Source organism: Priestia taiwanensis (genome assembly GCF_014638355.1).
Taxonomy (GTDB): Bacteria; Bacillota; Bacilli; order Bacillales; family Bacillaceae_G; genus Priestia_D; species Priestia_D taiwanensis.
On the sequence record NZ_BMFK01000001.1, the window covers coordinates 44,999 to 56,968 of the forward strand.

The window sequence follows — 11,970 nt, forward strand, 5'->3', positions numbered from 1 at the left end:
TTTTTTATTAGTTAAGTCCTCGTTCTTTGAAGACACCTTCTAAATAACGTTGGTTATGAATAATAGATGGATTTGTAGGATTATAAGAGGCAGCGAGATCGTTGTGCTTTTTCGCTTCGTGGAACTTCTCCAACCTGCTGTAGCATAAGCAAAGCTGTAAGTTTGGTAACCATGTATAGCACGCATAATTAATGAATGGGCTCTTATTTTCTGGCACTTCAAGTCGAGTTGCTACGTCATACCAAAATATTGCTCTGTCGAGTAAATTAAGATCTAAGTAAATAAAGCCTAAGCGACAACAAATTTCTCCACGTGGTGTATCGTATTTAAAGGAATTAATACAAGATTGTATTGCTTTTGGGACCTCTTTTTTAGCAGAGTAAGCATCCGATAGTTTGCCGCATGCTTGAATATTATCTTCACTCCAACCAAATCCATCATCTAAAAATTTTGTATATAGTTCAATCGCTTTGTCAACATGACCATGATCAGCACATTCATTCGCATAATAATACGTGTCGCGTGGAGAAAATGTTTTTCCGGCTGCTTCTGCGGCTTTGTATAGCTGAAGATTACGATCGGTATATGTTTTTTCTTTTTTATGTTTAATACCAATGTCACTTTGTTTTATATTTCCGTATACCTCTAAGTATTCATGTACGTACCCGTGCCACTTGAAGTTTCTTTCTCTCTTGACGAGCCTATTTCTTCGTAGGCTAAAGTTCGGATTACCATTTGTATCGAATGTCAAATGGTAAAACATTGACACAGCATCGACGTCGAATGTTAAGGAGCTTTTTAATTCTATGAATTTTTGCTGATTTTCTTCATCAATAATATCGTCTGCATCAAGCCAAAGAATATAGTCTTTTGTAGCGTTAGAGAATGCGAAGTTACGAGCGGCAGCAAAGTCATTAATCCATTCGAATTCGTAGAGGGAATCAGTGAAGGTTTGGACAATCTCTTTCGTTTTGTCTGTAGATCCTGTATCAACAATGACTATTTCATCTACAAATTGTTGTACGCATTCTAAGCATCTACCTATTGTTTCTTCTTCATTTTTGACAATCATACAAAGGCTTATTGTTGGGCATTTGTTATCTTTCATATTTTCACCTCATTACTAATCGTATGTATATGGATGTGAAAAGTGCCCGCTTAAATCAAAAATAATGTAGTAGAAAATGAGTGTATATATTCATACATTAGTTTAGAAGGAAAAAAGACACATAGAGAAGAGAAAAAATAATATAGCTTTTCCTTTGGTGTCATTTTCTAGGTAGGAGCATATATTAATAGTGCTTTTTTGATTCAAAAACGAGAGGAGAGACATATGTGGGGATTTTTAACGTAAACGATTCATTATTTCCATTCATATACTTAAGTCCGTTCATTCCAGGCCCACCAGGTCCACAAGGTCCAACAGGTCCAGCGGGTCCGCCAGGCCCACCGGGGGCAGAAGGGGCATTTGGTCCACCAGGCCCACCAGGCCCGCCAGGTCCAAGTGGTCCAGCAGGCCCGCCAGGCCCGCCTGGTCCAAGTGGAGCAACAGGTCCAGCAGGTCCACCAGGCCCACCAGGTCCAAGCGGGGCAACTGGGGCAACGGGAGCAACCGGAGCAACGGGAGCAACCGGAGCAACTGGGGCAACTGGTCCGACTGGCCCAACCGGCCCGACAGGAGAAACTGGTCCAACAGGCCCAAGCGGTCCATCGGGGGCCGGGTTAGCATCTGCATTATATGCAACAAATGATGCAGGATTACTTGGTATTGTAATTGCAGCTGGAAGTCCTGTACCATTTAATACACCAGGAGATTCGTTTGGGACTAATATTACACAAATGGATGTAGACACATTCCTTGTAACAGGTCCAGGAACATTTAGTGTGACGTATATTATTTCGACGACACTCCTATCTCTACTTGGTGGCGCAGAAGTGCAAGTGGATGGTACAGCAGTGGGTGGATTTACGACATTAGTTTCAGTAGGTGCACCGCTCATAGGGCAAGCGATTTTCACAGTAGGAGCAGGTAGTCATACAGTAGAAGTAGTTGTAGCCGGCTTGGCATTAACGATAGCTTCAGGCCAAAGCGCGAGCATTATTATCGAGCAATTAGCTTAATAACCATTGATAGAAGATACTTGATGTATCTTCTATTTTTTATTCTAATATAATTTTAAATATTTATACAAAATTATTGCATGAATATAAAATTGTGCTACAATGATATTAAATAAAAATACACAAAGTTGAATATTTTTTCACAAAGAGAGGGATATGAGATGAAGAAATTATTGATGTTAGTAGTAGTAAGTATCGTGTTCGTAGTGGTAGCAACGGGGTGTGGAAAGAAGGAAGAAGCAGCAGGGAATGCAAAGGATGGAAAAGTATTAACGGTAGGAACATCAGCGGATTTCCAACCATTTGAGTATATTGATACAGCAAAAAGTGATGAAATTATTGGATTCGATGTGGATTTAATTAATCATATTGCGAAAGAATTGGGATATAAAGTACAGATGAAGGATATGCCGTTTGAATCTTTAGTTACATCTGTTAAATCAGGAACGCTTGATGTTGCGTTAGCTGGGATATCAGTTGATGAAGAACGTTTGAAGGAAGTAGACTTCACGGATGTATATTTCCATGCGAATAATCTATTAATTGTGAATAAAGAGAGTGGCATAAAAAAACCAGAGGATTTAAAAGGAAAGAAGGTAGGAGCACAAACGGGTTCTGTCCAAGAAACGAAGGGGAAAGAGCTAAAAGAAACAATTGATTTCACATTAGAAACGCGTGATAGAGTACCAGATCTTATTCAAGAATTAAAATCAGATCGTCTAGATGCAGTTATTCTAGAGGAAGTAGCATCAGGTGGATATTTAAAGAAATTCGCTGAGCTAGAAGGAAACATTATTTCAGAGAAAGATGAGTCAGGTTTTGCGATTGCATTACCAAAAGGCGATGACAAAATTCAAGAGTTTAATAGAGTACTAAAGAAAATGAAAGAAGATGGAACATATGACAAATTAGTAGAGAAATGGTTTAACTCGTAATTGAAAGGGTGTCGTACTTATGGATATATCAAAAATCACTCCGTCTATGCCTTATATTCTAGAAGGTTTAGGCATAACATTAAAAATTGTCAGTCTAGCAATTATTTTAGGACTAGTTCTCGGAGTAGTACTAGCATTATGTAAAATTAGTAGATATAAAGTATTAGCGTATATAGCTGATTTTTATACATCCATTTTCCGTGGGACACCGCTTATTTTACAATTAATGATTATTTACTTCGGTGCACCGCAATTGTTCGACTACAAAATCGAAGGGGATGTTGCGGCAATACTTGCTTTCGGATTGAATTCTTCTGCCTATGTGTCGGAAATTTTCCGAGCTGGTATTCAAGCAGTGGATAAAGGGCAAAAGGAGGCTGCGATGGCGCTCGGTATTCCGTACCGTAAAATGATGTGGAACATTATTTTGCCGCAAGCACTCAAAAATATTTTGCCTGCATTAATGAATGAATTTATTACATTAACAAAGGAATCAGCAGTCGTGACAGCTATTGGTGTTACTGATATTATGCGACGTGCTTATATTGTAGGAGCTGATACATTCAACTACATGGAAGCATTATTATTCGCCGGCTTTATCTATTACGTACTCGTTATGCTTTTAACGTTAGTAGGTAAATTGCTTGAAAGGAGATTACGTAGCAATGATTAATGTCACGAATTTGCATAAAACATTTGGTAAAGTAGAGGTATTAAAAGGTATCACAACTACAATTGAAACTGGTTCGGTTGTGGCCGTTATTGGTCCGTCTGGTTCAGGTAAATCGACGTTCCTTCGTTGTATGAATTTGTTGGAAACACCTACAAAAGGTGATATTACAATTGGAAATCAGAAAATTACAGATACAACGACAGACATTATGAAGATACGCCAAGGTGTAGGGATGGTATTTCAACATTTTCATCTATTCCCACATATGACGGTGCTAGATAATATTACATACGCACCAATTCATGTGAAATCTATGTCGAAGCAAGAAGCAGAGAAAAAGGGAAAAGAATTATTGGAAAAAGTAGGATTGTTAGACAAAGCAGTGGCATACCCAGCGAAATTATCTGGTGGTCAGAAGCAACGTGTAGCAATTGCACGTGCACTAGCAATGGAACCGGAAGTGATGTTGTTTGATGAACCTACTTCAGCGCTTGATCCAGAAATGGTGAAAGAGGTATTAGAAGTAATGAAGTCACTTGCTAATACAGGGATGACGATGGTCATTGTTACGCACGAAATGGGCTTCGCGAAAGAGGTCGCAGATCGTGTCTTGTTCTTAGATGATGGTCGATTAGTAGAAGATGCTAATCCACAGACATTTTTCCAAGCGCCAACAAGTCAACGTGCGAAAGAATTTTTGGAGAAGATATTGTAATTAAAATTAGATAGGTTCATAATAATGAATAGGATGACAGTTGTATTGTCATCCTTTTTCTTATGAGAGAAATTGTGTGAGTTGTACCGTTAACGTATGTAAAAGGATAGGAAATTATTCAATATTGCATCAAGAACTAGGACATAGGATGAAGTTGAGGTTAGAAGGATGTATAAGATAGGTTATCGAACAATTAAAACAGCAATCGGAGCGACAATTGCTGTTATTATTGCACAAGCTTTAGGGTTACAGTTTGCAACTTCTGCTGCGATTTTGACAATTCTTTGTATCCAAAATACAAAGAAAAAGTCCGTGCAGTCGTCTATTGATCGTTTTTCGGCATGTATGATTTCAATGGTGTTTGCTTATTTGTTATTTGAAGGAGTTAGCTATCATCCAATTATGATAGGTGTATTACTGCTATTATTTATTCCACTAACAGTGCAATTACGTATTGAAGAAGGCATTGTGACAAGTAGTGTTATCGTAATGCACTTGTATAGCGAGCATCATATTACATGGAGTGTCATTGTTAACGAATTACTAATGATTTCAGTTGGTATTGGTGTAGCATTAGTAGTTAACTTATATATGCCAAGTGTCGAGAATGAATTGAAAGAATATCAAGATAAGGTAGAGGCGCGTTTCCGCAAAGTTTTTCTTGAGTTTGCTTGTCATTTAAAGCGTGGGGAAAGCTATTTAGATGAAGAAGAAATGGAGAAAATCGAATTGCTTCTTCATAAAGGAAAACAAATTGCTATCCGTGAAATGGAGAATCGCTCCACCAATGAGGAAGAGTGTCTATATCGGTATTTTGCGATGCGAGAGAAACAATTTTATATCATGAAACGGATGATTCCAATTGTTTCATCTATCTCTGCACATTATGATCAAACATATATGATTGCGGATTATATTGATAGCCTTGCACGTGCATTGCGACCAGAAGGGACAGGGAAAATACCGTTGTTTCGTTTAGAAGAAATGAAACAACAATTCCGTGATATGCCACTTCCAGAAACACGTGAAGAGTTTGAAACAAGGGCATATTTATTCCAGTTTCTGTATGAGGTGGAACAATATTTATTAATCAAAAAGAAATTCAGAGGGGAAAATATACCTGTATCGCATTCTTAACGAATGAGGTAACTAGTAGACGATGTGAGGCGATTCCGCTATGATGTCTTACATTTTATCTCTTCTCTTATTTATATCACCAATTTGGCCGCTTGGAGACAATCCGAGAGTAGGCGATCCCTATCTTATTATTAACAAGGCAAATAATAAAATAGCATATATTGATAATGGGAAGATTCAAGGTATCTATCCAGTTGCAACGGGTAAATCACCTACATTAACGCCAGAAGGTGAGTTCAATATAACGGTCAAAGCGAAAAATCCGTATTATCGGAAGAAGAACATTCCGGGTGGAGATCCGCGAAACCCCCTTGGGACGAGGTGGATTGGCTTCGATGCTCTTGATACAGATGGACGTATATATGGTGTGCACGGAACGAATAATCCGAGTTCAATCGGCAAATATATTACAGAAGGCTGTGTCAGGATGAGGAAGAAGGACGTCGAGTATTTGTATGATCAAATCCCACTTGGTGCGAAAGTGTTAATTGTGAAATCTCCGAAATCATTCGAGCAGTTAGCAAGAGAAAAAGGAGCAATACAATAAGTGGGTATAGATAAATAAAAGGGTCAATTCATGTAGGTGAATTGACCTTTTTTTACAATTTTATGGTAAAATATGTATAAGTATGAAGTGGAGGGATAAGCGGTGAAGTACGAAGATAATGGTTATGCCTTACATACAGATTTGTATCAAATTAATATGATGATGACGTATTTCCGAGAGGGAATACACGAGCGAAAGGCGCGATTCGAAGTATTCTTTCGTAAAAATCCATTTGGAAGTGGCTATGCAGTGTTTGCTGGTTTGCAGCGGATTATTCAGTATATTAAGCAATTGAAATTTAGTGAAAACGATCTTGCTTATTTGAAGGAACTTGGCTATCCAGAAGATTTTCTTTCGTATTTATCAACGTTCTCGTTTACAGGAAGTATTCAATCTGTACATGAAGGAGAAATTGTCTTCGCAAACGAGCCGATTATTCAAATTGAAGGAAAGTTAGCAGAGTGCCAATTAATAGAAACTGCGTTACTTAATATTGTGAACTTCCAAACACTTATTGCGACGAAAGCAGCCCGGATTCGTTATGCGGTCGGGAATGGTGGACAGCTTATTAGTGAATTTGGGACAAGAAGAGCACATGAATTGGATGCAGCATTATGGGGCACACGTGCAGCTTACATAGCAGGATTTGATACAACATCAAATGTTCGTGCCGGTAAGTTATTCGGAATTCCAATTTCTGGGACGCATGCACATGCAATGGTGCAAGTGTATGGAGATGAATATGCGGCATTTACTGCATATGCAAAGACGCATAAGCGAGTAGTATTCTTAGTAGACACGTATGATACGTTAAAATCAGGTGTACCAACAGCAATTAAAGTAGCGAAAGAATTTGGTGATAAGATAGACTTCTATGGCATTCGTTTAGATAGTGGAAAGATGGCGTATTTATCACAAGAAGCAAGAAAAATGCTTGATGAAGCTGGATTTCCAGAAACGAAAATCTTTGCCTCGAATGATTTAGATGAGCATACAATTATTCAGCTAAAGAAACAAGGTGCGAAAATTGATGCGTGGGGTGTCGGTACAAAACTTATTACTGCTTACGATCAACCAGCGCTTGGTGCTGTGTACAAAGTTGTTGCAATTGAAAATGAGCATGGTGAAATGGAAGATACGATTAAGTTATCAGAAAATCCAGAGAAAGTAACAACACCAGGTTGTAAAAATGTGTATCGTATCATCAATAATGGAAACGGTATGTGGGAAGGGGACTATATTACGCTTGAAAAAGAGATAATTGATGAATCTGCACCACTTACGATGTTCCACCCAGTCTATACGTACATTCGTAAGTATGTAACGAACTTTAAAGCAGAGTTATTGCTACAGCCAGTATTTACAGGCGGGGAATTAGTGTATGAAGAACGTTCTGTAGAGGAGAGCCGTATTTATTGTGAACAGCGATTAGAGCATTTATGGGATGATTATAAGCATGAGACAACAGAGGCTGAATATCCTGTCGATTTAAGCCAAACATGTTGGGATAATAAGATGGATTTCATTCATGATTTGCGTGAAAAAATTCAAAAAAGAAGCTAAGTCTCTTTATGACTTAGCTTCTTGCTTTGGACTTCGAGAGAACCAGTGATAGATTTGCTTCACATCGTTTTTCTCCATATCTTCTAATGATAAAGATGTATCTGATTCGGAAGAAAGGATATGCACAACAAGTGTCCGAAGGTCCTTACGATTTTGGAAATAGCTTTCTTTATATCCAAGTGATTGAATATTTTTCTTTTGAATAATTGACGTCCGTTTTGCAAGCACTCGTTTGGATAATTGCAGTAGCTTCGTTGATAAGGCGAAGCTACTCGAACGATACATAATGTAACTATATATACCACCAAGTAGTGCTAGTGATAGGATGAAGATAGTTACAATGGAGAAAGTAGGAAGAGATAAGAACGCAGCAATCTCTTGTGTCACTTCTGTAAAGTATGTAAGTGGTAAGGCAATTGCTGCACCGAGAATCATCATAGTAGCTGTACCATGAAAAATCCAGCGATCGCATGTCCGTTTTGGTAAAGCTGTCGTTTTTGGTGTATAGATGAACGACGGAGTCATTTCATTTAAGAAATGAGTTAACTTACTTTTGTGGATGAACGGATGAATCAAAATTTTCTTGTCTTTATCGTCTCCACTCGTTCCAACTGCTTCTATGTATACGCTCATATAGCCAAATGGCTGTCGTAATAACCCTTCAACAAGTGTAATACCTTGAATACGGTGTTGTTTAATGGATGTCTCTTTTTTCTCTAAAATGCCTCGTACTATATGTAATTCATCGTTATGTTTCGTAATAGAGAAGTTACCGTAGCTAAGTGCAAAATAGCTAATGGAAATAATCCATGCGACAATTAAAGCAATGAACACTACTATGACTAACACCATAATGGATACTTCCCCAAACAAGCTAGAAGCATAATTGAATGCATAATCAAATGCTTCGTCTGGAATTACTTCATGTAACTTGCCGATAATGGCTAACATCGCCGAAAATAATAAACCAATTCCACCAGATGTCATACCGCCAATCAGTACTTCCTTTGGTTGTAGTGTAAAGGTTGTTTTTGGTTCTTCTATATTTTCTTGTTGTTGCTCAGTTGTTCCTTCTAGTTGTTCGGCTGCATCGTTGTCTTTTTTTAAGGCCATACGAATTGCAAGAGCATCTTCTTGTGTAATTGCTTGTAATTCTACTTCAGGCTCTTTTCCACCAGCCGTTTCAATTGTTAACTTTTCTAAGTTGAATAATTGTTGAAGAATACCTGCTTGTGTAGTAATTGATTGGACACGGCTACGCTTGATGAATTTTTCTTTTTTGAATAGCCAACCAGATTTTACATGTAGCTCGTCATCTGTAATGCTATATATCGTTTTACACCACGTAATGAAGCCGTCATATAACGAAAATAATAGAATGGCTCCGAGAATGCCAAATTGTAGCCAGCTCCCGGCATTACCTGAAAGAATGAATACAGGTATAAGCGGAATAATCGCAGACTTTAAATTGCCTAGAAATTTGCTAACAATGACAATTGGATGTTGACGTTTGTTATACATCTTCATCACTTACCTTTGCTAATTGTGCAATTTTTTGGCGAAGTTCTGTTGCTGTTTCAACTGCAAGCCCTTTTACTTCATGTTTTGTAGCAGCGGTCGAAATATGTAAAGATGCTAAGTTGTATTTCTTCATAATGGGACCTTGCTCAGTCTCGATGTTTTGAATACGAACCATTGGAATAATCATGCGTTTCACAACGAATACTCCGTGCTGAATTTCTACTTCGTCATCACGAATTTCATATCCGTAGTGACGGTATTTAATTGGTGGAATGGTCCACCTTTCAATGACGAATCCAATTGGTAAGAGTACTAGCATAATATATAGAGGCAGCATCCACCAGTTGAAGAAGTATACACAAGCACCGTAACCGGCAACGACAGCTAGTTCAATTGCAAGTCCGATATACGTGTTAAACTTCCACACGTGAAAAATATTTTTGTCTAATTTTCCAGTTAGTTCTTCTCCCATGATTTCCCCTCCTTCATAAAGAAAGTACTCTAACTCAAGCTAGAGTACTTAGATTACATAAACATAGTGATGCCAGAAATAAGTGTTGTAAACACCATTATGAACAACATGAGGTAAATAAAGATTTTTTGCATTTTCTTTTGTTTCATTCTGTATGTTCCTCCCACGGGTTAGCATATGTTTATTTTACCGATAATATAGTGGACAAACAACTACAAATTGGTTACAGATTCTCTCAAATTTTCCAGTCGTTAAAAAGAGGGGCACCAATAAAGAAAACATGATAATATAGTACTATATATTTTTTTACATAACTTAAAGAAATAAAGGAGCTGTCGTCAGTGGTTAATCAAGAGCGTTTAGTAAATGAATTTTTAGAATTAGTGCAAGTTGATTCAGAAACAAAATACGAAGCAGAAATTGCAAAAGTATTAAAAGAAAAATTCGAAGCACTAGGTGTGGAAGTATTCGAAGATGATACGACGGCTATTACTGGTCACGGTGCTGGAAACTTAATTTGCACATTAAAAGGTACAAAAGAAGGCGTAGATACAATTTATTTTACGTCTCATATGGATACAGTTGTACCAGGCAAAGGAGTTAAACCTTCAATCGTTGATGATGTAATCGTAACGGACGGTACAACAATTTTAGGAGCGGATGACAAAACAGGTCTTTCTGCTTTACTTGAAGCGGTAAAAGTATTAAAAGAAAAGAACATTGAGCATGGTGATATTCAGTTCATTATTACAGTTGGGGAAGAGTCTGGTTTAGTAGGTGCGAAAGCATTAGATTCAAGCTTAGTAACAGCAAAATTTGGCTACGCGTTGGATAGTACTGGAGATGTAGGCGAAATCGTTGTAGCAGCTCCAACACAAGCGAAAATTATCGCGAAAATTTACGGTAAAACAGCTCATGCTGGTGTAGCGCCAGAGCGCGGGGTATCTGCAATTACAATGGCAGCGAAAGCAATTGCGAAGATGCCATTAGGTCGTATTGACGAAGAAACAACTGCAAACATCGGTCGTTTCCAAGGTGGACAAGCGACAAATATCGTATGTGATTACGTAGAAATCTTAGCAGAAGCACGTTCATTAATAAATGAGAAGATGGAAGTACAAGCTGCGAAGATGAAAGAAGCATTCGAGTCTGTTGCGAAGGAAATGGGCGGACGTGCAGAAGTAGACGTAGAAGTAATGTACCCAGGTTTCAAATTTGCTGATGGTGATCATGTTGTAGAAGTAGCAAAACGCGCGATGGAAAAAATCGGTCGCACGCCAAGCCTTCACCATAGTGGTGGTGGAAGTGACGCGAATGTAATTGCTGGATTTGGTGTACCGACTGTTAACTTAGCAGTTGGATACGAAGATATCCACACAACAAGTGAAAAAATGCCTATTTCAGAGTTAGTGAAAACAGCAGAAGCAGTTGTGGCAATTATTGAAGAAGTAGCGAAATAATGAATAGAGGAAGCTCGTCTAATGGTTCATATTATGGACTGTTGGACGGGCTTTTTTGTGCTGGATCATTATAATACTGACAATAGGTAACCTTTTTCATATATGTAAGGGAGAATGTTGGCTTCTTTCGTGAGGAATCTTTTTTGTTTGTCATTTCAAAAGGAAAAAGGACAAACTTAGCGAATTCAATGGTATACGTATACATTGGAGGAAGTAAATATGAACACACAAGATTTATTTATGGGTGAAAAAGTCATTTTAACGACACTAGAGAAAGAAGATGCAAAGGAAATTTCTACGTGGCATAATAATGCTCAGTTTGGCAGATTGTTATCATCACTACCAGCAACACCACAATCTGTGACTCAAATAGAGAAGTGGCTTGAGGAAGAGATGGATGACAGTACAAACTATTTATTTGGTATTCGTACAAGAAGTGAGCACCAATTAGTTGGGTATGTGGAATTAGAGAGAGTAGAACTTTCAAATGGTAATGCGTGGCTGGCGATTGCACTTAGTCCAGAACATTGGAAGAAAGGGTACGGTATGGAAGCGATGAAGAAAGTGCTGACGTATGCCTTTGGTGAACTATGCTTACACCGTGTTCAGCTAACCGTGTTTAGTTATAATACAGGAGCTATTTCATTATATGAAAAACTAGGTTTTGTGAGAGAAGGGGCGTACCGTGAATACATTCATCGTAATGACGAACGATATGATATGTATTTATATGGATTACTTAAGACAGAATGGAAAGGATGAAACATCACTAGCAGTCACCTATTCGATATGATAAAATATGTATAGAATATACGTTCGTATTAGT

The 11,970-nt window shown here is 38.0% G+C and carries 13 protein-coding genes; 9 read left to right on the forward strand and 4 right to left on the reverse strand.

The features are described 5' to 3' along the window. Nucleotides 1–7: 7 nt before the first annotated feature. Complete coding sequence (locus IEV41_RS00245; protein WP_229722102.1) at nucleotides 8–1,108, reverse strand: glycosyltransferase; 1,101 nt, start codon at nucleotides 1,106–1,108, stop codon at nucleotides 8–10. Between the two features lie 233 nt (nucleotides 1,109–1,341). Between IEV41_RS00245 and IEV41_RS00250 the strand changes: the two genes are divergently transcribed. The 7 genes from IEV41_RS00250 (at nucleotide 1,342) to IEV41_RS00280 (ending at nucleotide 7,691) form a co-directional block, all read left to right on the forward strand. After that, the gene (locus IEV41_RS00250; RefSeq protein ID WP_444544316.1) at nucleotides 1,342–2,121 is read left to right on the forward strand and encodes a BclA C-terminal domain-containing protein; all 780 of its coding nucleotides are present in this window, start codon (nucleotides 1,342–1,344) and stop codon (nucleotides 2,119–2,121) included. Between the two features lie 161 nt (nucleotides 2,122–2,282). Further along, the gene (locus IEV41_RS00255) at nucleotides 2,283–3,056 is read left to right on the forward strand and encodes a transporter substrate-binding domain-containing protein (protein WP_188386465.1); all 774 of its coding nucleotides are present in this window, start codon (nucleotides 2,283–2,285) and stop codon (nucleotides 3,054–3,056) included. Between the two features lie 19 nt (nucleotides 3,057–3,075). Continuing rightward, on the forward strand, nucleotides 3,076–3,729 hold the full coding sequence (locus IEV41_RS00260; RefSeq protein WP_188386466.1) for an amino acid ABC transporter permease: 654 nt from the start codon (nucleotides 3,076–3,078) through the stop codon (nucleotides 3,727–3,729). Continuing rightward, nucleotides 3,722–4,444: an amino acid ABC transporter ATP-binding protein gene (locus IEV41_RS00265; protein WP_188386467.1), complete on the forward strand. Its 723-nt coding sequence runs from the start codon at nucleotides 3,722–3,724 to the stop codon at nucleotides 4,442–4,444. Before IEV41_RS00260 ends, IEV41_RS00265 begins: the two co-directional genes overlap by 8 nt. Before the next feature lie 168 nt (nucleotides 4,445–4,612). Beyond that, nucleotides 4,613–5,581, forward strand: a complete 969-nt coding sequence (locus tag IEV41_RS00270) for an aromatic acid exporter family protein (RefSeq protein ID WP_188386468.1) — start codon at nucleotides 4,613–4,615, stop codon at nucleotides 5,579–5,581. A 43-nt stretch (nucleotides 5,582–5,624) separates the two neighbouring features. After that, complete coding sequence (locus IEV41_RS00275) at nucleotides 5,625–6,128, forward strand: L,D-transpeptidase (protein WP_188388618.1); 504 nt, start codon at nucleotides 5,625–5,627, stop codon at nucleotides 6,126–6,128. 102 nt (nucleotides 6,129–6,230) lie between these two features. Beyond that, a complete protein-coding gene (locus IEV41_RS00280; protein WP_188386469.1) occupies nucleotides 6,231–7,691 on the forward strand; it encodes a nicotinate phosphoribosyltransferase in 1,461 nt (486 codons plus the stop codon). 6 nt (nucleotides 7,692–7,697) lie between these two features. Here the strand turns inward: IEV41_RS00280 and IEV41_RS00285 are convergent, their stop codons facing one another. The 3 genes from IEV41_RS00285 to prli42 are packed head-to-tail and all read right to left on the reverse strand — an operon-like array spanning nucleotide 7,698 to nucleotide 9,833. Then, a complete protein-coding gene (locus tag IEV41_RS00285; protein WP_188386470.1) occupies nucleotides 7,698–9,212 on the reverse strand; it encodes a PH domain-containing protein in 1,515 nt (504 codons plus the stop codon). Beyond that, a complete protein-coding gene (locus IEV41_RS00290) occupies nucleotides 9,205–9,684 on the reverse strand; it encodes a PH domain-containing protein (protein ID WP_188386471.1) in 480 nt (159 codons plus the stop codon). Before IEV41_RS00290 ends, IEV41_RS00285 begins: the two co-directional genes overlap by 8 nt. A 53-nt stretch (nucleotides 9,685–9,737) precedes the next feature. Then, nucleotides 9,738–9,833, reverse strand: coding sequence for a stressosome-associated protein Prli42 (gene prli42 / locus IEV41_RS20110; RefSeq protein ID WP_188386472.1), 96 nt, complete (start codon nucleotides 9,831–9,833; stop codon nucleotides 9,738–9,740). A gap of 192 nt (nucleotides 9,834–10,025) precedes the next feature. Here prli42 and IEV41_RS00300 point away from each other — a divergent pair, with 192 nt between their 5' ends. Together IEV41_RS00300 and IEV41_RS00305 are read left to right on the forward strand one after the other, a co-directional pair. After that, nucleotides 10,026–11,144, forward strand: a complete 1,119-nt coding sequence (locus IEV41_RS00300) for a tripeptidase T (protein ID WP_188386473.1) — start codon at nucleotides 10,026–10,028, stop codon at nucleotides 11,142–11,144. Between the two features lie 219 nt (nucleotides 11,145–11,363). Continuing rightward, nucleotides 11,364–11,906, forward strand: coding sequence for a GNAT family N-acetyltransferase (locus tag IEV41_RS00305; protein WP_188386474.1), 543 nt, complete (start codon nucleotides 11,364–11,366; stop codon nucleotides 11,904–11,906). Nucleotides 11,907–11,970 lie beyond the last annotated feature (64 nt).